This window comes from Sporosarcina sp. NPDC096371 (assembly GCF_044762865.1).
Classification (GTDB): Bacteria; Bacillota; Bacilli; order Bacillales_A; family Planococcaceae; genus Sporosarcina.
On the sequence record NZ_JBIWFE010000001.1, the window covers coordinates 539,142 to 560,402 of the forward strand.

Annotated in this window: 26 protein-coding genes and 1 pseudogene; 18 read left to right on the top strand and 9 right to left on the bottom strand. The window is 40.3% G+C overall.

The window, feature by feature from the left end; all coding sequences use genetic code 11:
• Positions 1-11: 11 nt before the first annotated feature.
• Positions 12-632 (bottom strand): transcriptional repressor LexA, encoded by a 621-nt coding sequence (lexA, locus tag ACIQ0H_RS02490; RefSeq protein ID WP_403410419.1) that lies wholly within the window; start codon positions 630-632, stop codon positions 12-14.
• Positions 633-827: 195 nt separating this feature from the next.
• Here lexA and yneA point away from each other — a divergent pair, with 195 nt between their 5' ends.
• The 7 genes from yneA to ACIQ0H_RS02525 all read left to right on the top strand — a co-directional run bounded on the left by yneA (position 828) and on the right by ACIQ0H_RS02525 (position 6,016).
• Entirely contained in the window at positions 828-1,139 is a 312-nt protein-coding gene (yneA, locus tag ACIQ0H_RS02495; RefSeq protein ID WP_403410422.1) for a cell division suppressor protein YneA, read from the top strand.
• A complete protein-coding gene (locus ACIQ0H_RS02500; RefSeq protein WP_403410424.1) occupies positions 1,136-1,798 on the top strand; it encodes a YneB family resolvase-like protein in 663 nt (220 codons plus the stop codon). The genes yneA and ACIQ0H_RS02500 overlap by 4 nt, the downstream gene beginning before the upstream one ends.
• 67 nt (positions 1,799-1,865) lie before the next feature.
• Positions 1,866-2,099, top strand: coding sequence for a DUF896 domain-containing protein (locus ACIQ0H_RS02505; RefSeq protein WP_403410427.1), 234 nt, complete (start codon positions 1,866-1,868; stop codon positions 2,097-2,099).
• Positions 2,100-2,174: 75 nt separating this feature from the next.
• Positions 2,175-4,181 (top strand): transketolase, encoded by a 2,007-nt coding sequence (gene tkt / locus ACIQ0H_RS02510; protein ID WP_403410431.1) that lies wholly within the window; start codon positions 2,175-2,177, stop codon positions 4,179-4,181.
• Positions 4,182-4,525: 344 nt separating this feature from the next.
• On the top strand, positions 4,526-4,975 hold the full coding sequence (sirA, locus tag ACIQ0H_RS02515) for a sporulation inhibitor of replication protein SirA (RefSeq protein ID WP_403410434.1): 450 nt from the start codon (positions 4,526-4,528) through the stop codon (positions 4,973-4,975).
• A 233-nt stretch (positions 4,976-5,208) separates the two neighbouring features.
• Positions 5,209-5,445 carry a YneF family protein gene (locus ACIQ0H_RS02520; protein WP_403410437.1) on the top strand — a complete coding sequence of 79 codons (237 nt, stop codon included), beginning with the start codon at positions 5,209-5,211 and terminating at the stop codon, positions 5,443-5,445.
• 421 nt (positions 5,446-5,866) lie between these two features.
• Positions 5,867-6,016: a hypothetical protein gene (locus tag ACIQ0H_RS02525; protein ID WP_403410440.1), complete on the top strand. Its 150-nt coding sequence runs from the start codon at positions 5,867-5,869 to the stop codon at positions 6,014-6,016.
• A 524-nt stretch (positions 6,017-6,540) separates the two neighbouring features.
• Here ACIQ0H_RS02525 and ACIQ0H_RS02530 read toward each other — a convergent pair.
• The 3 genes from ACIQ0H_RS02530 to ACIQ0H_RS02540 all read right to left on the bottom strand — a co-directional run bounded on the left by ACIQ0H_RS02530 (position 6,541) and on the right by ACIQ0H_RS02540 (position 8,269).
• Positions 6,541-7,068 (bottom strand): hypothetical protein, encoded by a 528-nt coding sequence (locus ACIQ0H_RS02530; RefSeq protein ID WP_403410443.1) that lies wholly within the window; start codon positions 7,066-7,068, stop codon positions 6,541-6,543.
• Positions 7,069-7,165: 97 nt separating this feature from the next.
• Entirely contained in the window at positions 7,166-7,567 is a 402-nt protein-coding gene (locus tag ACIQ0H_RS02535; RefSeq protein ID WP_403410446.1) for a hypothetical protein, read from the bottom strand.
• 240 nt (positions 7,568-7,807) lie between these two features.
• On the bottom strand, positions 7,808-8,269 hold the full coding sequence (locus ACIQ0H_RS02540; RefSeq protein WP_403410449.1) for a YhfM domain-containing protein: 462 nt from the start codon (positions 8,267-8,269) through the stop codon (positions 7,808-7,810).
• A gap of 345 nt (positions 8,270-8,614) precedes the next feature.
• On the opposite strand from ACIQ0H_RS02540, the gene ACIQ0H_RS02545 reads away from it, so the two are divergent.
• Positions 8,615-8,833, top strand: coding sequence for a hypothetical protein (locus tag ACIQ0H_RS02545; RefSeq protein ID WP_403410451.1), 219 nt, complete (start codon positions 8,615-8,617; stop codon positions 8,831-8,833).
• A gap of 53 nt (positions 8,834-8,886) precedes the next feature.
• Positions 8,887-9,309, top strand: a complete 423-nt coding sequence (locus ACIQ0H_RS02550; RefSeq protein WP_403410454.1) for a GNAT family N-acetyltransferase — start codon at positions 8,887-8,889, stop codon at positions 9,307-9,309.
• Between the two features lie 49 nt (positions 9,310-9,358).
• Here ACIQ0H_RS02550 and ACIQ0H_RS02555 read toward each other — a convergent pair whose 3' ends face one another.
• Both ACIQ0H_RS02555 and ACIQ0H_RS02560 read right to left on the bottom strand, forming a co-directional pair.
• Positions 9,359-10,285: an alpha/beta hydrolase gene (locus tag ACIQ0H_RS02555; RefSeq protein ID WP_403410457.1), complete on the bottom strand. Its 927-nt coding sequence runs from the start codon at positions 10,283-10,285 to the stop codon at positions 9,359-9,361.
• Positions 10,286-10,301: 16 nt separating this feature from the next.
• Positions 10,302-11,204, bottom strand: coding sequence for a hydroxymethylglutaryl-CoA lyase (locus tag ACIQ0H_RS02560; protein ID WP_403410459.1), 903 nt, complete (start codon positions 11,202-11,204; stop codon positions 10,302-10,304).
• A 77-nt stretch (positions 11,205-11,281) separates the two neighbouring features.
• On the opposite strand from ACIQ0H_RS02560, the gene ACIQ0H_RS02565 reads away from it, so the two are divergent.
• Genes ACIQ0H_RS02565 through ACIQ0H_RS02575 form a run of 3 tightly spaced genes read left to right on the top strand, consistent with a single transcriptional unit; the run spans position 11,282 to position 13,220 of the window.
• Positions 11,282-12,466, top strand: a complete 1,185-nt coding sequence (locus tag ACIQ0H_RS02565) for an acetyl-CoA C-acetyltransferase (protein WP_403410462.1) — start codon at positions 11,282-11,284, stop codon at positions 12,464-12,466.
• A gap of 19 nt (positions 12,467-12,485) precedes the next feature.
• Complete coding sequence (locus tag ACIQ0H_RS02570) at positions 12,486-12,740, top strand: YqkE family protein (protein ID WP_403410465.1); 255 nt, start codon at positions 12,486-12,488, stop codon at positions 12,738-12,740.
• Positions 12,741-12,758: 18 nt separating this feature from the next.
• Positions 12,759-13,220, top strand: coding sequence for a carboxymuconolactone decarboxylase family protein (locus tag ACIQ0H_RS02575; RefSeq protein WP_403410468.1), 462 nt, complete (start codon positions 12,759-12,761; stop codon positions 13,218-13,220).
• Positions 13,221-13,339: 119 nt separating this feature from the next.
• Here ACIQ0H_RS02575 and ACIQ0H_RS02580 read toward each other — a convergent pair whose 3' ends face one another.
• Positions 13,340-13,612 carry an alpha/beta-type small acid-soluble spore protein gene (locus ACIQ0H_RS02580; protein WP_403410471.1) on the bottom strand — a complete coding sequence of 91 codons (273 nt, stop codon included), beginning with the start codon at positions 13,610-13,612 and terminating at the stop codon, positions 13,340-13,342.
• A 607-nt stretch (positions 13,613-14,219) separates the two neighbouring features.
• Between ACIQ0H_RS02580 and ACIQ0H_RS02585 the strand changes: the two genes are divergently transcribed.
• The 5 genes and pseudogenes from ACIQ0H_RS02585 (at position 14,220) to ACIQ0H_RS02605 (ending at position 17,310) form a co-directional block, all read left to right on the top strand.
• On the top strand, positions 14,220-14,348 hold the full coding sequence (locus ACIQ0H_RS02585) for a hypothetical protein (RefSeq protein ID WP_403410474.1): 129 nt from the start codon (positions 14,220-14,222) through the stop codon (positions 14,346-14,348).
• Positions 14,349-14,676: 328 nt separating this feature from the next.
• The gene (locus ACIQ0H_RS02590; RefSeq protein WP_403410477.1) at positions 14,677-15,237 is read left to right on the top strand and encodes a restriction endonuclease; all 561 of its coding nucleotides are present in this window, start codon (positions 14,677-14,679) and stop codon (positions 15,235-15,237) included.
• 306 nt (positions 15,238-15,543) lie between these two features.
• A pseudogene (locus tag ACIQ0H_RS02595) lies at positions 15,544-15,684 on the top strand (IS3 family transposase); the annotation flags it as partial.
• Between the two features lie 110 nt (positions 15,685-15,794).
• Positions 15,795-16,148, top strand: coding sequence for a hypothetical protein (locus ACIQ0H_RS02600; RefSeq protein WP_403410480.1), 354 nt, complete (start codon positions 15,795-15,797; stop codon positions 16,146-16,148).
• Between the two features lie 175 nt (positions 16,149-16,323).
• Positions 16,324-17,310 carry a ketoacyl-ACP synthase III gene (locus ACIQ0H_RS02605; RefSeq protein ID WP_403410483.1) on the top strand — a complete coding sequence of 329 codons (987 nt, stop codon included), beginning with the start codon at positions 16,324-16,326 and terminating at the stop codon, positions 17,308-17,310.
• A gap of 271 nt (positions 17,311-17,581) precedes the next feature.
• On the opposite strand, the gene ACIQ0H_RS02610 is transcribed toward ACIQ0H_RS02605, so the two are convergent.
• A complete protein-coding gene (locus ACIQ0H_RS02610; protein WP_403410486.1) occupies positions 17,582-17,968 on the bottom strand; it encodes an OsmC family protein in 387 nt (128 codons plus the stop codon).
• 216 nt (positions 17,969-18,184) lie between these two features.
• Positions 18,185-18,511, bottom strand: coding sequence for a pyrophosphohydrolase domain-containing protein (locus ACIQ0H_RS02615; RefSeq protein ID WP_403410489.1), 327 nt, complete (start codon positions 18,509-18,511; stop codon positions 18,185-18,187).
• A 323-nt stretch (positions 18,512-18,834) separates the two neighbouring features.
• On the opposite strand from ACIQ0H_RS02615, the gene ACIQ0H_RS02620 reads away from it, so the two are divergent.
• Positions 18,835-21,204 (top strand): bifunctional 2',3'-cyclic-nucleotide 2'-phosphodiesterase/3'-nucleotidase, encoded by a 2,370-nt coding sequence (locus ACIQ0H_RS02620; protein WP_403410492.1) that lies wholly within the window; start codon positions 18,835-18,837, stop codon positions 21,202-21,204.
• Positions 21,205-21,261 lie beyond the last annotated feature (57 nt).

Below are 21,261 nucleotides of genomic sequence, written 5' to 3' on the forward strand. Positions count from 1 at the left end.
CATGGATACAATTAGTGAATTAAGCGGTAAACACCGACAACTTTACCAAGAATGGAAACGTTGTCAACGATGATTGGATCCATCGATGAGTTTTCCGGTTGAAGGCGGAAATAGTCTTTTTCTTTGAAGAAACGTTTCACCGTTGCTTCATCGTCTTCTGTCATTGCAACAACGATTTCACCATTGTTCGCCGTTTGCTGCTGCTTGACGACAACATGGTCACCGTTTAGGATTCCAGCTTCAATCATACTACTTCCGACAATTTCAAGCATGAAGAGCTTGTCTTCCGTTGTCCCGAATGATTCTGGCAACGGGAAGTACTCTTCGATATTTTCAATTGCGGTAATTGGCAGACCTGCTGTTACTTTCCCAACAAGCGGTACGTGGAGGACGCCTGGCTTCATCGATTCAAGCCCTTCAGGGTCAAGTACTTCAATGGCTCTTGGTTTCGTTGGATCTCGTCTGATGAACCCTTTGCTTTCCAAACGGGCAAGATGGCCGTGAACGGTCGAACTTGACGCTAGACCTACCGCTTCACCAATTTCCCTCACGGATGGCGGATATCCTTTTTTCTTTACTTCATCTTTAATGAATGCCAGGATGTCTTCCTGCCTCTTCGAAATTTTCTTCAATACATTCACCTCTTAACTAGTATTCTACTATCTTCTAAAAGTCGTGAGAAGATCGAGTTATTTTAATAAGTAGAGTATATCACCTTTACGAACAGATGGCAAACACAGGTTCTAAAAAAACTGTTGACATTTGATTTCTGATTTCCTATACTGGGAACAAGTATTCCGAACAAACATTCTAGAGGGGGAATTCAAATGACTTTTATTAAAAATAACAGCTATATTTTACTACTTATCACTTTATGTATGGGATTTGCACTTATAGGTATCATGAAATCTGGAAAAGAGCAAAATATGACGGAAGTCACAATTATGGAAGGAGATACATTGTGGGATCTTGCTCATCATCATGCTGACAATATGCCTAAAGAAAAGTGGATGAAAGAAGTCATGAGACTAAATGACCTGCCGACTGTTACAATCAAAACAGGAGAAGATTTGATTCTTCCTACACGACACAATCAGGACAATCAAACCATCATACAAATTGCAGGTGATAATCGGTGAATGAACGTAAAAAGAAATGCGTCATCTATTGCCGGGTGAGTACGGAAAAAGATGCGCAGGAACTGTCGCTTGTGCGGCAACAAGAGGAACTTGTGGATTTGGCAGCTGAACTCGGTCTTGAACCTATAGGGACATTCGAGGACAAGCATAGCGGTTTCGATATTGATCGTGAGGGGTTGCTCAGTTTGCTCGATTTCATTCGCGATGAGGAAGTCGATGCGGTGCTCATTCAGGATGAGACCAGACTAGGGCGTGGTAATGCACGAATGGCGGTGTTACATCTGTTGGCGAAAACAGATACAGCTATCTATTCGCGTAATGATAGCGGGCCGATTGCGCTTAACGAAATGGATACGATGTTGCTAGAAATTTTGGCGATTGTCGAAGAATATCAACGCAAATTACATAATGCAAAAATTAAACGTGGCATGAAACGTGCAGTAAGGGAAGGCTATCGTCCTGAACGTAATTTGAAAAATAGAGGTAATGCAGAAGGGCGCGAACGAATTGAAGTACCCATCCATGAAATCGTTGCACTTCGCGACAAAGAACTAACGTTCGAAGAAATTACAAGCGTGTTAAATGGACTTGGACATGATATTAGCAAAGCGACCGTCCATCGTCGATTTAAAGAATATGAATTAGAGCAGGAAGGCTGATTGGTTGCACTTTCTGCTCTTTTTGTATACCTTTTATGTAATCACGAAACAAAATGGAGGAAAACACATGCTTTCACCAGAAAAAATTAAACGAATCAACGAGTTATCGAAAAAATCGAAATCAACAGGCCTTACATTAGAAGAGGCAAAAGAACAAACACTTCTACGTAAAGAGTATCTGGAAACGTTCAGATCATCGATGCGCGGTACAATTGAACACGTTAAAATCATCGACCCGGATGGCAATGATGTGACGCCAGACAAGGTGAAACAGGCGCGCAATAGTAAATACCTAAACTGACCTTTGCATTCACTGCGCGAATTGTCTAAACTAGAGATTGTAGAAAAATAGATTTAATGGGAGAGGAAGTACACAATGACTCAACAGATTGACCAGTTAGCTATTAACACGATCCGTACATTATCTATCGATGCAATTGAAAAAGCGAATTCTGGACACCCGGGATTACCGATGGGTGCTGCACCAATGGCCTACACGCTTTGGACAAAACACATGCACCATAATCCTTCAAATCCACAGTGGTTCAACCGAGATCGCTTCGTCCTCTCCGCTGGACATGGTTCAGCACTTCTTTATAGCCTGCTTCACCTTGCTGGCTATGGTCTTCCTATGGAAGAACTTAAACAGTTTAGACAATGGGGTTCTTTAACACCAGGTCACCCAGAATACGGCCATACAGTTGGCGTTGAAGCAACAACAGGCCCACTAGGACAAGGGATTGGTATGGCAGTTGGTATGGCAATGGCAGAAAAGCACCTTGCCGCTACATACAATCAACCAAGCTTTGACGTTGTCGACCACTATACGTATGCACTTTGTGGAGATGGCGATCTAATGGAAGGTGTTGCAGCAGAAGCGATTTCTCTTGCAGGACACTTACAATTAGATAAACTGATTGTCCTTTACGATAGTAATGACATTTCACTTGACGGCGATTTGGGCATGTCTTTCTCTGAAAACACACGCAAGCGTTTTGAGTCTTACGGCTGGAATTACATCCGTGTAGCAGACGGCAACGACATCGCTGAGGTTTCACAAGCGATTGAAGCGGCTAAAGGCAACACGGGCGGCCCAACAATTATCGAAGTGAAAACAGTTATCGGTTACGGTTCACCAAACCGAGCAGGAAAATCAGATGCACACGGTATGCCGCTTGGCGCTGATGAAATGAAACTGACAAAAGAATACTACAAATGGACATTGGATGAAGATTTCCATGTGCCTGAAGGTGTCTATGAGACATTCCAAGAAGCAGCTGAAACACTAGGTGCTCAAAAGGAACAACAATGGAATGAGCTATTCGCGCAATACGAAACAGAACATGCGGAACTTGCACAGCAGTTGAAAGACGCAATCGACCGTAAACTGCCGGAAGGATTCGAAAATTCCCTACCGACATATGAAACAGGCTCATCACATGCGACACGTTCTGCTTCAGGCGATGCGATTAACGCAATTGCTGAAGTAGTACCATCATTCTTCGGAGGAAGCGCAGACCTTGCTGGTTCAAATAAGACAACCATCAAAGGCGCAGGCGATTTCCTTCCAGCGGATTATGCTGGCCGTAACATTTGGTTTGGTGTACGTGAATTCGCAATGGGTACTGCATTGAATGGTATGGCTCTCCATGGTGGATTGCACGTATTCGGTGGAACATTCTTCGTGTTCAGTGACTACGTTCGTCCGGCTATGAGACTGTCAGCACTTATGGGTGTTCCTGTCACATACGTGTTTACACACGACAGTGTAGCTGTTGGGGAAGACGGTCCGACACACGAACCTGTTGAACACCTTGCATCTCTTCGTGCAATGCCAGGTCTATCAGTTATTCGTCCAGCGGATGCGAATGAAACAGCTGCTGCATGGAATATCGCTGTATCATCTGCAAGTACACCAACTGCACTTGTTCTTTCTCGTCAAAACTTGCCGACACTAGCGAAATCTGCTGAATTGGCAATGGAAGGCGTTAAAAAGGGTGCATACACGGTTTCACCTGCTACAAAAGAACAAGCGGATGCAATCTTGATCGCTACGGGTTCTGAAGTAAGCCTAGCTGTTTCTGCGCAAGCACAACTATTGGCTGAAGGAATCGATGTAGCTGTTGTTTCTATGCCTTCTTGGGATCTATTCGAAAAACAAGACGAAGCATACAAACAAAGTGTCCTGCCGAAAACGGTTAAAAAACGTCTAGGTATTGAAATGGCTGTTTCATTCGGTTGGCATAAATACGTTGGTGACGAAGGTGCTATTATTGCAATCGATACATTCGGTGCAAGTGCGCCTGGCGATACAGTCATCAAGGAATTTGGCTTCACGGAAGAAAATGTCATTGCAACAGTAAAATCATTATTCAATAACTAACTTTCATCATCGGAAGACCTTTGCTGCTGCAAGTTGGTCCTCCGGAGGATGTCACAAATTTTGAATTGCACAAGTGCGATTCAAAATTTGGATGCAATTACGCCAAGGTGTAATTGATTACTAAAATGTTCCATTTGCCTGTTTTGTTAAGGCTAATGGAACATTTTTTTGCATGAAAACATTTTTTTGTAGTTGTGAAACCCCGCCGTTATGCTGTTTTGGGCTTGTCGATTTATTATCGATTTATAATCTATCTTTTCCGACAATAAAAGTGCAGTTCTATTCCGCAATATGACAGCCTTTTCAATTCGAAGGATGTAGGATACTAGTAGGGGGTGGCGAACTTGCGATCATACGGAATTTATAAGGTAAAGGAAATGTACCAGCCATTCGTCATTGGACGTGAACGGCTATTGTATGACCTCTTGAAAGAGGATGGTCAACAGGATGATTGTATGCGAGAAGTGGACTATTTATGTGACAGGCTTGAGGAAGAGTTGATTAATGAAGCTATTCTGACAAACCTTGGAAAAGGCTTCACGTCCATTGAGTGCCGCGAAGGGGAATATAAGCTGACGCACCCTGTTAAAGGGTCTATCCTGATTTCGCGTTCATCGTATTCACTGAATGTGTTTTGCGATGGCTCCCGCATGTTGGACTTGGATTTATTCGTGGCCTTATCGGGCTCGGACGACCGTTTCTTCGCTGTAATGGACGGATACGGCGAGTGGGGATGGTTGAAGCCAGTAAAATATACAGATCTTCGATTGAGGCAAGAAAATGTGTTTCTATGATTATAAATAGAGTCATGTAAAAAGGATCTGCTGGAGAATGATGTAGCAGTCCTTTTTACATGGCTTTTTGCTTTTTTCTACGATAAATTTAACATATTTATTAATTTTGTAACATGCAGGAATACCATAATGAGAATTATTCGTATAGGAGATTGCCATTCACTACCGCTATGCTGTATAATCCATCATGGTGGACTACACTCGAATTACGGAAGTGAAGGAGGTATTAGCGGATGAGCTTGACTTTAGGGATCATTTTGATCATCGTCGCGCTAGCAGCAGGTGTCGCCCTCGGATTTTTCATTGCACGTCAATATATGATGAAATATTTGAAAGATAACCCGCCAATTAATGAAGATATGTTACGAATGATGATGATGCAAATGGGACAAAAACCGTCACAAAAGAAAATCAATCAAATGATGACACAAATGAACAAAGCTAGTGATAAAGCTACGAAAAAGAAATAATCGTTAACGTTGATATGATGCGTTTTTTGAGGAGAAGGCAGTAACAGTTTTTAATGAAAGAGTTGATCTTTTTGTTGAAATTAAACTGCTTTTACTTTGTCCGTCTACGTTATAATGAATAACCACCTTTCCATTAGAAAATTAATGGAGGAGTGGTTTTTTGTTATTATTAGAGGATTTATTAGATGAGTATTTATGTCATTGTTTAGCAAAAGGCTATACAAAAAAGACTATGATAAACAATCGTCAAGAATGTAATCAACTAAATTTTTTTAATTGTCAAACGTGTAATTGCATAAATTGGAAGTATTTCAGTTCATGATTTGCGGGCGAAGATAAATAAGGTGTACTTCAGTAAAATAGGGTATATTATATGTGTTGAATAGATTTTCTTTAAAGACAAGAAAAGTAGGTGAACAATGTGGGGAAATATCAATTGGATTACAAAGGTCAGGCAGCTGTGACAAAGTATCATGAAAAAAACAAGCCTGCCATATTTGATAAAAAGCAGCAACTTGAAAAAATACGTGCGGAGTATTTGAAAAAGAAGCAAAAACAAACAGATAAATAAATTGTTAATAAATCATTTCTGCCTTTAAAATAGACCACTTTCCTGATGAAAGATTAATCAGAGAAGGAGGTCTTTTTGTTGTTGTTAAGCGATTTAGTGGAGAAGTTCAACATACCCCATTCAAAAGGAATCAAATCAATAACACTGATAGAGCTGTTTTAGATAGGATTCGCAGATATTCAGTTAAACATGGTGCGGCCCACTTAAAGCATGAAACCAACTCAAAGGGTGTAGAGAAGTCTGTATCAACCATTAGACGTGCCTTAAAGAAGTTGGAGACTTAGGGTGTCATTAAGAATATCAAGTTCGTTAGGTGTGTTCCGAGCGGTTTTGGAGCTAATATTTATGTTATTCTTCCATTCTATTTTAAGAAGTGGACAGGGGGAAATGAACATGTACAAAGCTCACAGCATCAAGCAAATGAAGTTTGAAATCAATCATACAAGCAAGACCTAACTTTAAGTGGCTATGCTAACATTCATTATTGTTTCGGGAGTTGAGTTTATGAAAGTTGCTCCACATACTTAATCACGCATTACGATTGCGTTCGTCACAACGCTGTCTTCGTTAACGTCGAAGACAAGCCACTCACTATCGATAGAAAGGGATCCAGGCTCATTGCCCAGATAGTACACCAACTGTTTGGATGCTTCGGGATAAGAAGTGTCGGTTTCATTGCCAAGCATAGATTCTATCGTCAACACATCCATTCCAATAAAATCATATTGTTTCAGTAGGTCATCCACCATCCAAACGCGCTCTTCGGGCTTTGCTATCCATTTGCCCATCGTAAAATAAGATTGTTGTTCATGCACCCACATTTGATATAAACCACCTGTACAAATTAATATACATATCACTAGCCCTATACGTGTTGCCCGATTAGTTACTTTCCGTTGCAAAAGGTATAGTACAATCAGTACGACAACAGGTAGCACTAAGGCTGTTATAGTGCCCGCATTAAAACGGCTATGCATTGCACCAATCCACCAGAAATAACCAAAGTATAGAAGAATATATAAAGACATACACATGTTCCACACAGTCTTCACAGCGTAACCTCCTTTTTCACTATTTATGAGTTCCAGAGGAACGGCCCTTTTCTTTAATACGGAATATTAATCATCAAAGCAGATACAAGTAAATAGATCAATTGTTTTTATTCAAAGGTAATACAGGCTCTTCTTCGCTGTATCTTGAGTAAGTCCACCCTTCATTCGAAACATCTGTACAAGATTCGTCGGTACAAGTAAAAATATACGTTTGCTGTTCGGTTTGTACGGAAATTTCATAAAAGAATATAGAAGAAGGGTTAGCGACATTAAATCGACTTACGCCTTGTTTAATCGAATAAATCGTTTCTCTTAAAGCGATATCTTGATATTGTTCGTTTTGAAGTACCATTCTTGTCATTTCCCCTAAAATTACTTGATCATCTAAGTTAGGGGTATATGAACTTTTGATATAACTGGTAATGCCCAAATATAAATTAAGTATTAAGCTAATGAAAAGTAGGATGACGACAAAGCATAACTTTGACTTTTTATGCATTTACACACCTCGCTTTTAATCACTTAATAAATCAAACGAATAAAAAGAAATAAAGTTTCGAATATTAACCTAATTCAACTATACTTACAAATCAGTTTTGAGTATAGTGTAGAAAATTTACAAATGTTGGAATGAGGTAAATGTGTATGTGTAACAAATGCTTATTTCAGCGTGTCAAAAATAGAATACTTCTACTGTAGAAATGCTCAGATGTACATAAAAAAGACCCCATACGAGGTCTCAATTAAAACGAGATTCAACTAATTTGATCAATTTATCGGTTATCTCTGGTGAAAAAGAATAAATGGTGCTTGTATTCTCTGTTTTCATAAATGTACTTCTTTGTCCTCTATCACCTATCCATAAGTATAAACTCTGCTCATTATTCTTATCATAAGCGACATCTAAATAAAATTCAGGGCCAGCTATATCAACTTCGCCATCTTCTTTTACTGCACTTGAAAAGATATTTTGAAAGGAGTTAAGGGATTCTTTATCACCAAAAATAATTTCATCAACGCCTTTTGTTTTTGAAATGCCGATGCTTATAAAATTGCTGTCTATTGAAAGTTTTTTATTGTTTTCTGATTTAGTAGATGGCTTAACTGTGATTTCAGTAGAGATATTCTCTTCCGGTTGACAACCAAAGAGGACCAAAGACATAAAAGCTAAAGATAAAGCCATAAAGATAACTTTTCTCAAAAAATATTACCTCCTAAGTTTTATTATTATCATTCTATTTAGACGATTAAAAACCTCTTAAAGTTTCTAAATATCAATTTTAACACAGGTGTCCCAATCCCTTTCTGGTTCATATACTACTACGAATGACATAGAGGGGAGGAACGGATCTGAATTTCAATAATTTTAATCCGCATGGAAGTAGCTTTCATCCACACAATTATCCAGGATGGCAGCAAGATTATTTTGAACCACCACCGTTTGGCCCACCACCAGCGGCGGCATTTCCTATGGGTCCGCCACCTGGTTTTTCACCGCCCATTCCAGCGCACCAGGTAGGAACCTAGGGGGGTAGGTATTGTCAAAATGGCAACACCTATATCTGTTTATGGAACGGGAGAAGCTGTTAGTTCTTTCCAACATCTGTGGGAAGGCACTCGATTAGGGGATTCCGCTGGCGAAGTAGGTGGGGATGGACACATGATTCGGTTAATCTACACGATATTCGCTCTTACCAGTGTTTCTAGTCATAGCGGAAAGATTCGAATGCGAACAACATCCTTCCATTCACTAGGGGATGCCTAGGCTAAACGCCTATGTTATAATAAAATTCCGACTTTTACGAAGGGGTGGAAACGATGCAAATCATTCAGCAGTGGAATCAGGAAGACAGTGAATATATTCGACAAAAGCTTATTGAATATAATTCGTCCAAATTACCTGAAGAAATAAAGAAGCCAGTGGAAAATATTAGTTTTATGGTTAAAAATGATAAGGGAGAAATACTTGGGGGCATCACAGGAACTATATTTTGGCATCATTTGCATATTAACTTCTTATGGATTGATGAATCGTTAAGAGGTAAAGGTTACGGGAAAAAATTATTGGATTACATAGAAGAAACGGCAAGAGAAAATAAGTGTCGACTGATTCAACTAGACACGTTCAGCTTTCAAGCACCCGATTTTTATCAAAAGTATGGCTATCAAATCGTTGGTATCATTGAAGATCATCCAACGAAAGATTGCCAACAGTATTATTTAGTCAAAAGATTGATGTGACCATCAACAAAACACCCACTCAGCATGCAATACGGAGTGGGTGTTTTCGTTATTGCGAAAAGCCGAAGCGGGCTAAAAAATGCTGCACTATTTGTTCATATTGTTGTGGATTGTCGTTGAATGATTTGGCATGTGCTCCTTTTGGAAACAATTTCAGCATTTTGTCACCCACTTTTGCCTCGTACAATTCTTTGGACATATACGGTAGGATAAAATCATCTTCCATACTATGGATAAACAGCATGGGGATTGTAATATTTTTTACGACCTCCCGTGGTGAAACCAGGTTCGTTGAGTACCCATCACGCATTTTAAGAAATAGATTACCAATTCGAAGTATCATGGCCGAACGTAACGGTGTTTCAGTGCGTAAAACATGTAGAAGTTGCTCGGTAAAATCGGAAAATGGACAGTCGACAACGAGAAAGTCCGCTTCATCCTCATATGTACCTGCGTATAAAATCGTTGTTGCTGCCCCCATGGATTCCCCATGGATTCCGAGTAAAGCCCTTTTGCCGATTCGTTTCCGCACGGCTTGGACAATCGCCTGCAAATCAATTTTTTCATAATAACCAAAACTAGTTGTCTTACCGCCGGAATCCCCGTGTCGTCTGTGATCATACACAACCGAATTAAAACCGAGCCGTTCAAATAGGCGAGCATATTTCATCGAACTGATCTTATTCTCCGTTACCCCATGACAGATAATGACGGTTCTTGTTGTCTGAAGCGGCTTCAAAAAGACCGCTTTTAAACGATAGCCATTTGGGGAATCAATCCACATATCATCCTTGTGAACGGTCTCATACCACTGTTCATCGAACCGTTTGGACAGAATTTCTCGTCTCATAATCAACTCAAACTTCTTGGTCTTTAAAAACATCATTTTGCTTGTTAGGAGAAAGCCAAAAATCGTCAACAACGCCGTGGAAATACCGGAAAGGATACCGGTGATATAAAGAACACGCCGTTTCATCCTCATTCAACTCCTTTTACAATTGCTTGTTTTCGAACAATCTGTACATCCCTGTATCTATAGGCCGTGTTACATGTGGTGCGATCATTTGGACAGCCTCACACACTTTTTTGACATCTACGCCTGTTGTGATACCGAGTGTATCGAGCATATGGACGACATCCTCCGTCGCCACATTGCCCGTCGCACCAGGTGCAAACGGACAGCCACCTAACCCGCCGGCTGACGTATCGAACCGATCCACACCCGCTTGCAGTGCAGCAAAAATATTGGCCATAGCCATCTTTCGCGTATCGTGAAAATGCGCCGTTAGTAGCAAATCAGGTAGTTCCTTTTTCAATGTTGTAAACAGCTGATAACTTTCTTGGGGATTCGCCATGCCAATGGTATCAGCAACACTTAATTCATCCGCCCCAAGAGCTGCGAATCGCCGGCATAATGCAACGACGGCTGTAGGATTTATCTTCCCCTCATATGGGCAATAAAATGCAGTGGAAATGCAGGCGCGAACAAAAAGTCCATCTGCTTTTAAGGCAGCAATCACTGGTTCGAGCGCATCCATACTGTCATCCGTTGTTCGATTAATATTTTTTAAGTTAAATGTATTACTGACCCCTACAAACACAGCGATACTTCGCACATCCGCTGCACGCGCCAATTCGGCACCTTTCGCATTTGGTGCTAAGACGAACTGCCGTCCGATACGCTCCGTTCCAGCAATGATAGCTTCTGCATCCGCCATTTGTGGCACCCACTTTGGCGATACGAATGAAGTAAGCTCCATTTCCGTAATGCCAGCCCCCAGGAGTGCCTTGATGAATGCAAGTTTATGCTGTTCATCAACATGTTTCTTTTCATTTTGTAGCCCATCCCTCGGGCCGACCTCGATAATCGTGACGTTGTTTGGTAAAATGAACATAACATCCCTCCTCTAGTATATTGTACTGAAGGGATGCATATACAGGCAACGTGATTAAGGGAATTGGGGGAAAAATTATGTCAACAGAAGTCGTAATCGTTAGTGCGGTTCGTTCCGCAATCGGATCATTTTTGGGTTCATTGAAAAATGTATCGGCAACAGACCTTGGTGCAGCGGTCATCCAAGAGGCATTGCAGCGCGCTGGGGTGGCGCCTGACAGTGTCGACGAAGTCATCATGGGGAATGTCTTACAAGCGGGGCTTGGTCAAAATCCGGCGCGGCAAGCTGCCATCAAAGCGGGGCTTCCTGAAACCGTTTCGTCCATGACCATTAACAAAGTATGTGGATCTGGATTAAAAGCCGTGCACCTTGCACGTCAAGCCATCGTCGCAGGGGATGCGGACATCATTGTCGCAGGCGGCATGGAAAATATGAGTCAAGCGCCTTTCCTCATGAAAAATGGGCGGGAAGGCTTTAAAATGGGTGATCAGAAAATCATCGATAGTATGATTGCGGATGGGCTGTGGTGTGCATTTAATGATGTCCATATGGGCATTACCGCTGAGAATCTGTGCGATCGCTACGGCATCTCGCGCGAGGAGCAAGATACGTTTTCAGCACACTCCCAACAAAAAGCAGCTACGGCAATCGAAGCTGGCGTATTTACAGAAGAAATTGTTCCGATTGTTATTCCGCAACGGAAAGGCGAGCCCATCATTTTTGCTACAGATGAATACGTCAAAGCGGGAACGACGGCAGATAAGCTAGGGAAACTACGTCCGGCATTCAAAAAAGACGGCAGTGTAACAGCAGGAAATGCTTCCGGCATCAACGACGGCGCAGCAGCGCTTGTCATCATGTCAAAAGCCAAAGCAGATGAGCTCGGCTTAACACCGCTCGCAACGATTGCGGCAAATGGTAGTGCAGGTGTCGATCCATCTGTCATGGGAATTGGTCCCGTACAAGCCGTTAAAAAAGCACTCGATAAAGCCAATCTTCAACTGTCCGATATGGATCTGATTGAAGCGAACGAGGCGTTTGCGGCACAATCGATTGCGGTCGATAAAGAACTTGGATTTGATAAAGAAAAACTGAACGTCAACGGTGGTGCAATCGCACTAGGTCATCCAATCGGCGCAAGTGGAGCACGCATTCTCGTTTCACTTCTACACGAAATGAAGCGTCGTGACGCAAAGGCTGGTCTGGCAACGCTATGCATCGGAGGGGGACAAGGTGTCGCTACCATTGTGACGCGTCCATGAATGAAAGCAGGTGAAACAAATGGCTAAAAAACGAAAACAAGCAGCGCCAGCACGTCCGAAAAAAGTCGAAAATGAAGGCTTAACGTTATCAGATGCACTCGGCGAGGATATACTAGCAAAGTTGAAGGCAGCTAAACAACAATTATCCGCTGCTGAACAAGCGAAAGAAGAAGAGCGACAAGAACAAATTCGTCGTGAACGCAAAGAACGTGAAAAAAATAAAAGCTTCGAAGAACTCCTGAATGAGTATGGAGATGGAGGATCGAAGTTTTGAGGAAAGGAATAAATGACGATGGAACAACGTATCAATGCCGCGCAAGTAGCCCCAGAGGCTTACAAAATCATGCTGCAATTCGAGGCCTATGCTAAGAAAACGGGGTTTGACACGACGTTAATTGAGTTGATTAAAATTCGGGCATCCCAAATTAATGGCTGTGCGTATTGCCTGGATATGCATACGAAAGATGCCCGTGCATTTGGAGAGACAGAACAGCGAATTTACTGTCTTAATGCATGGCGTGAAGCACCTTTTTATAGTGATGCAGAACGAGTCGTGTTGGAATTGACTGAGGCAGTGACACTCGTTGCAACGAGTCGAGTGGACGACGAATTGTACAAAAAAGTACGTGCCCATTTCGATGAAAAACAATATGTAGATTTAGTTTTTTTAATCAACACCATTAATAGTTGGAATCGCTTATCCATCGCAATGAACAATGTGCCCGGCGACTATCAACCAGCTGTAAAGAACTAAAGAGTGAGTGAAAAAACGCTGATCCGCTTATTATGGATTAGCGTTTTTTTCGTTGATTGATTAGAAAAAGATGTGTGATTTCTGATAGATATTCACAGTGTATTCGTTGGTAAGATACTTTATTTTTTGGCTATTTGTTCTTGCGCCATCCGTACCATTTCTTTAACCATACTTCCTCCAATCGGGCCACCGATTTTCCCAGCTTGTTCCGATGTGAGTTTTCCGTTATAGCCTTTCGTCAACGGAATGCCGAGCTCGTCCGCAATTTCGTATTTGACGTTGCCTGGATCTACAGTATCAACCTTGTATCCTTGCGCTTTCATGACATCTGCTTTTAGTTGGTTTAACCCTTCGCGTGCTTCGGGGACTAGAATTTTATTGTTTTTCGACATGTTTACGCCTCCTTAGAGTCGTAGCATTTCCCGAAATGAAAAGTTCATTCGGTGCTTTAGGTTTAAAAAAAGTAGATTCAGTTTGGAAAAGTTGAAGGATTTGCTAAATGAAATACACGTTTTCGATTAAACATGAAAAAACATGGCCCCCGGGGACCATGCTTTTTCTATCCCTTCTAACAGGGATGCGCACTCGGAAAATTTGATGTTTTTTTCAATTACACAAACTGTTCTTCCTGGCGATTATTGAAATGCCGATCTTTGCAGTTTGATTGGGCTGACTGGTTTTTGAATGCCACAAGAGAATAGACGTGATTTTCTTCGTCGTAGTCAGTTATCCATTTGCACTTCAACAAAAAACTTTCATTCTACTACTTGGTTCACGCTTAACTAGTAATACTTACTTACTCAATCCTTGAAAAGTGTACCCATCGCCAGCAAAGCAAATTTTCCGCCAAGGCTGTGCAGTTCATCGTTGGAAGTCATTGTAGGTAGCTCGTCTACAACTTTATCCCTCCGGTAGTTCCGCCTTGTATTCTTTGTATACCCGGATTGGATGTGATTAAACCTTTTTTATAAAAGAAACTATTTTTTCGTCCCGAATGAATTGTTGAAAGAACTTTTTAATGCTGAAACGGGAGGTGGTTATACTCCCAAACAAGTGAAAGTTGGGGATGTCTTTAAAGTTTCGTATGATTTAACAGTAGGGGCATCTGTTTTCTTTTATATGCAGTAATTATCGGCAATATTGGTATTGCCGCAGCAATCGGCTCGATAACGGTGGTTTTTACGGTGCTTGTATTTTTGAAGGTGAATAAATTGCTTAGGGTGCAAGTGAAGTAGATTTGGCAATACAAAGAAAAAGCATGATCCTCAGTCAGAGGGGATCATGTTTTTTCTATTCTTCAATAATGAGGGGATAAGAAGTATCAAATACTAACGTAATTAGGAGTTTAATTAGAAGTAGACACCTGAATTGATACGATTCGACTTTTCTTTATGGTAAATTTGATACAATGGTTCATTGTAGGTAATTAGACTCAATGAAAAGGAGGGAAGTTCAATTGCGCAATCGTACAAAAAAAGAACAAAAACAATTAGATGAGATGATTAGTCTATTAATACTCGTTGCTGGAATCGCGGGATGGTATTTGACTGGAACGCTTAAAGGGGCAGGAATCGTAGCGGGAATTGGTATTGGAATTGTACTTTCATTTAGCATTTGGCGATCACAGCGTTTTAAGAAACGAATGCAACAATCGGGAATATATGATATCGACAAGATGACTGGTAGACAGTTCGAGGAGTATGTCGGTACGCTTTTTGTAAGTCGAGGTTACAAAGTAATATACACGCCTACTACTGGTGACTATGGGGCGGATTTGATATTAAAAAAAGAAAAAGATGTCATTGTTGTTCAAGCGAAACGTTATAAGCAAACGGTTGGGGTTAAAGCTGTGCAGGAAGTGATTCCATCTATGAGGATGTACGATGCAACTGCTGCATGGGTTATCACCAACAGTACATATACAAAGCAAGCGCAGACATTGGCTAAACGTAATCATGTTCGGATGATTGACCGTGAAGAACTGATAAGCATGAGTATTGAGATGAAGGAGCGGTAAGGGGTGTGTAAGTAGATGGGGAGGACCTGTATATATCTATTTGAATGCCAGCTTTACGCAAGTGTTTAATAAGCTCTAGCCCTGAAAAAACAAAGTAAAGTTATTTAGGTAGTTGATTATCAATACGATTTTGGTTTGTCGTATAGTAGGCACCTCTTCTATGTGGTAGTGATTTCTCGATAATCTCACTATCCCAAAAGAATGAGGTGTCTTTATTATTTTCTAAAACTGTCGATATATATAGTATTGGGACTAAAGCCAAGCTAAGCAACCAATAACGCAAATTTATTCGATGCCAAAGTTGAGTTATTAAAATCAGAACGGCTTTATTTACAAAAGTTTGAGAGCAGGGCGCATTTTGAAAAGGAATTAGAAGAATATCTTGAGTATTACAATCACAAGCGAATGAAGGCGAAATTAAATGATCTGAGTCCGGTGGAGTGCTAAAGTTGTATTTTTTAGTTTGTGACAAAAGTAATACTTTTATGTATAATTAATACGTATCATAGGGATATATAACTCCTTATTACATAAAAGAAAAGGAAGTGTTTTGCACTATGGCAACAGAAGGATCTTACACAATGAACGTAAGCATTGCAACGAAAACAATTGATGTGAGGATTGTTGGTCGCTTTTCCCAAGCAAAAGCAGAGGCGTTTATTAAAGATTACCAAAGTAAAGTTGGGTCAATTAAGGCTGATGAATTTACTTTAAAATTGGATTGCGGAGATATGGACATTGTAACACCAGAGATGATACCCGCTCTTGAAAGCTGCTTCCAAATGTATAAAGCATCGGGTTTCAAAAAAGTAGAATTTGGAATTAAGAAAAACCCTGTCATTAAAATGCAAATGGCTCGTTTGGGTCGAGGTGCAGGGATGACAAATTTAGAGATTGCAGAAATCTATTAATAAAACCAAAAGAAGTGAGAATCCTAATTGATTCTTGCTTCTTGCTTCTTTTTTATTTGTCTTTATTCAACAAGTATAGAGTTGTTTTTCATTAATATTATTCTATGGTCTTTGTAAGATAATATTTGCTTGAAAATAATAGATTAATATATTCAAAAGGAGTTATTACAACACCATGACAAACATAAGAATAAATGCGGTAGATGTATATCATCCTAAAAAAATCGTTAAAAATGAATTTTATATTGAACATTTTAAAAAGCAAGGAAAGGATATCGAACACTTCTTAGAAATAATGGGGAGAAAAGAACGATACATAATAGATGGACTTGAAGAAAATTCAATTACAATGGCGATTGAAGCTTCTAAACGTGTACTAAAAAAAGCAGGGTTAGAAGGAAAAGATATGGATATGATTGTATTTTCCACACAAGTTCCTGAAACAACTCTCCCAACGAATGCTGTGTTTGTCCATCAGGCAATAGAGGCTAAAAAGGGTATAGTTATGTATGATTTAAATGCAAATTGTGCAGGAATGACTATCGCTGTGGAACAAGTATCACGATACATGCTGTCAAATCCGCATATTAATAAAGCATTAGTTGTAGGTTCTGATTACTTCTCGTTACTTGCAAATCCTGAAGATTCATTAACTTATCCGAATTTCGGAGATGCTGCTTCCGCAATTATTTTAGAGAAAACGGAAGAAGATACAGGGTTTATTGATGGTCTGTTTGAAGTCCATTCAGAGGGTCTTAATAATGTTTTATATCCAGAAAAGGGTTTGTCACATGCTCTAAGAGGTGATGGGAAAGCAGATTATATTCTATGGAAACCATTCGATGGTTCAGTATCTCTACCTATCTCATATGAACTGATTGAAAAAATATTAGAACGAAATAACTTGGAAATTGAAGATGTAGATAGCTTCTGCTTCTCGCAATTTGGACTTACTAATATTAAAAAATTTGAAGAACGCTTTAATATTTCTCCCGAAAAGCTTGTATATATAGGAGACCGCTATGCGTATACTGGCACAAGTAGCCCATTCGTGGCTCTTCATGAAGCGATTGAAGCTGGTCAGATTAATCGTGGTGACTTGGTTATGTTCTGGACTGTTGGTGTAGGTTACGAGGTTATTGTGATGCTATACAAATATTAAACAAACAAAAAACACTAAGATGAATGTCTTAGTGTTTTTCTTATGAGGATGAGGTTATTCTCATAAGAAAATTAAACGCAAAAATTTACAAAAAACGGCAACACTCTAATCATGAAGTGATTCTTCAGTGAAACAGGCATTGCGTCATTTTTTGAATCGGATTTTTCCGTAGATAAAGATAATAAAACTTTGTTGAAGTACCTATGCAAGAAAGGATCGTGACTATTTAACAATCATGAATTTCCATTACACAGGTACTAAATACGAACAGCTATGCTTTAATTTCATACGTTTCAATGATTTCAATTGAATCAATGACGGATTGTACCATCGAACAATTCTTCATCGTTAACTCGAAGGCTTTCTCCATCTTTGGCTCATCGATTTTTTGACCTTCGATGATAAAATGAAGATGGATTTTTTCAACTCTGTTGGCGATCTCAGCATTCCGACGGACTTCCTTCACTTCAATGGTTATATTGTCGGCGGGCATGCGCATTTTTTCTAGAATGTTTCGTAACACTCCACCACTACAGACCGCAACAGAAGATACAAGAAGTTGGTATGGCCTAAACCCATATTCCTCATTGCCTGAAATGGTTAATTGACCAAATGCCGTCGCTGTCTCAAAACCATTTTCCGTCATTTCAAATTTCATAAATAATCTCCCCCTTTTGCTAGAATTATATACGATTTTCGACAATAAAGCGTAGTGTAAGGTATCCTCAAGTGTTGCTTTCACTGAATCCATGTTTCTTTACGATATAATCGGTAAATTAAAAGCATGTCTAGATTATCTTAAAAGAGAAGGACCTGAAAGAATGACGGATGAGAATGTGTATTACGCTTTTAATAATTTTGTTAATGCCTGGCTTCAGTCATCTTCTACTTCAATCAGGTAAATACGCTCATCAAATCCACCGCGCTGCTTCGCTTTATCCATACGTGTTTTTTCAAGTTCTTCAAAAGTTGTATCATGTAGGGCGGCCGCCGCATGGATCAGTTCAAGTAAGTCTGCAAGTTCTTCGACTGCATCTCCATTTGTCGTAGTGGCTTCATACTCCGCTAATTCTTCGTGCATTTTTTTATTTATTTCACTTCGATATTCATCATCCGTTAATAAGCGAGACGTGAATATTTTGTTAGTGCTTTCGATGATTTCTGGAATGCGATCTCGCACTAGTTTGTTGTAGGTAGGCATTGTTATCATCTCCTTGGGTGAATGAACCAGAATCTTATTATTTATAATAGCATGTCTTACATTAATTGGAGAAAATGTTGGGCGTACCGTACATATCTCGCAATAAGTCCTAGTCCTCTATTTTAAAGTGGGATAAAAATCTTATTCATTCGAATATCCAAACTAGTCCCTACAACCTATTATAGTCTAATAACCATTATTGTTAACCGAAAATTTACATTCCCGTGTTATGCTACCAATGCAGCACTATCATTCTACTAGATTGATAGAGTTGATTCGTATGAAAATACGAAACAAACATGAATAGCAGAGGAGATGGAATGATGTCTTTGTTGAAAAAAGCTGGAATGTGGGTTGCTATTATTGCAGTTACATTCAGTAGTTTGTCGTTTGCAACACAAGCAAGCGCGGCTGCTAAGACGCAAGATGTGACACGCGGTGAATTTATTACTGCGGTTGTCGAAGCACTTGAATTAGAGCTTGGAGACAGCGTTACGACGAAATTTAAGGATGTTAATGAAAAATTGGCACCTTATGTGGAAGCAGCGTTTAAAGCGGGTCTTGTCAAAGGAACAACAGAAGGAGATTTCAGACCTGATCAGAAATTGACACGTGAACATGCATTTATCATCGCATCCCGTGCCATTCAAACGGATAAAACATTCTCAACTGATGTACTGAAGAAATTTAAAGATCACAAATCGTTCAAAACAAACGAATTGAAAGAGCTTGCAAAAAGTGTCGAACTTGGTCTGTTACAAGGATTTGAAGACGGTACAGTCAAACCTCAAAAACTTGTGACAAACGTGCAAGCGATGCAAATTATCGAGCGGATGTTAAAAGTATATAGCCCAGAAATTCCAAAAGATTCGGTTTCACTTCGTATTTTGGGCACAACGGATTTACATACGAACTTTGTGAACTATGATTATTACCAAGACAAAGTGTCGAATGAACTCGGCCTTGCGAAAACGGCTGTTCTGATTGAACAAGCTCGTAAAGAGAATCCGAACAACCTACTGTTCGACAATGGGGATTTGATTCAAGGGACGCCTTTGGCTGGTTATAAAGTAAATGTGAACAAGCTGAAAAAAGGTGAAATTCACCCAGCTATCGCTGCACTTTCATCACTTGATTTTGATGGCGCTACGCTAGGGAATCACGAATTCAATTATGGTCTAGAGTATTTGGACGAAGTGTTGGCTACCTCACCATTTCCAATGCTGAACGCAAACGTCTACGATGCGGTCACGAAGAAGAACCGTTATACGCCGTACGAAATTATTGAAAAAGAAGTTGTCGACGGTCATGGTGCTAAGCATACGGTGAACGTAGGTGTCATCGGTGTTGTTACACCAGGAATCATGCAATGGGACCGCACACTTCTTGAAGGAAAAGTCACTGCAGAAGACGCAGCAGATTCTGTTAAGAAATTTATTCCAGAAATGAAAGAGCAAGGCGCTGACGTTATCGTGGTGTTAGCTCACACTGGACCTGGTAATGAAGTTCACGAAAAAGGTGAAGAGAACGTAGCGTATCAAATTACAGCGCTTGAGGGCGTTGATGCAGTTCTTACTGGGCATAACCACGCGCTATTCCCAGGGGACTTCAAAGATCTGGCAAATGTAAATCAGGCGCAAGGAACAATCAACGGTACGCCTATCGTGATGCCGGGTAAATTTGGTGACCATTTAGGTGTGATTGACCTTGTCTTGAAAAAAGATGGGGAACAATGGTCAGTTGTAAGTGGTAAAGGTGAAGTGCGCCAAATCGATAAAAAATCTGGCGTAGTTGTTCAGAAAGTGATTGATTCGGTAAAAGAAGCACACGAAGGAACTGTTAAGTATGTTCGTAGCCCTGTTGGAAAAACGACAGCGCCTATCAATAGCTACTTTGCTTTGGTACAAGATGATCCTTCTATACAGATTGTCAATAATGCACAAACATGGTACGTGGAGCAACAAGTCAAAAACACGAAGTATGACAAGCTTCCTATTTTGTCAGCCGGAGCACCGTTTAAAGCGGGCGGTCGTATGGGGTCAAGTTATTATACGGAAATAGCTGAAGGCGATATCGCGATTAAAAACGTTGCGGATTTGTATGTCTACGACAATACGATTTTCGCGCTTGTCATGACGGGTGCGGACATCAAAGAATGGCTTGAAATGTCTGCGGGTCAATTTAAACAAATCGATTCAACTTCAACGAAAGAACAAGATTTGATCAATACTGGATTCCCGACGTTTAACTTTGATGTCATTGATGGCGTCACTTACGAATTCGATGTGACACAACCTGCAAAATATGACGGTTCGGGTGAGACGGTTAACGAAAAAGCGAGTCGAGTTGTGAATTTGCAATACGACGGAAAAGCGATTGATCCGAAACAACAATTTATCGTTGTGACGAATAACTACCGTGCAAGTGGAAACTTCCCGGGCGTACGAAATGCAACGGAAAGAATCGATTATGCCTATGAAAACCGTCAAGTTGTTACGGATTACATGGTGAACCTAGGCACAATTGATCCATCTGCGGATGGCAATTGGTCGTTTGCATCATTCGGCAAAAAAGCCAATGTAACTTTTGAAACATCTGGAAAAGCGAAAGACTTTGTTCAACAAGGAAGCGGTATTGAATACCTTGCTCCAGCTGCAGAAGGTTTCGTCAAATATTCATTGAAACAGAAATAATAGTGTAAATAAAAATGCGCAAGGGAAGCCCTTTGCGCATTTTTGTTATTTAGACAA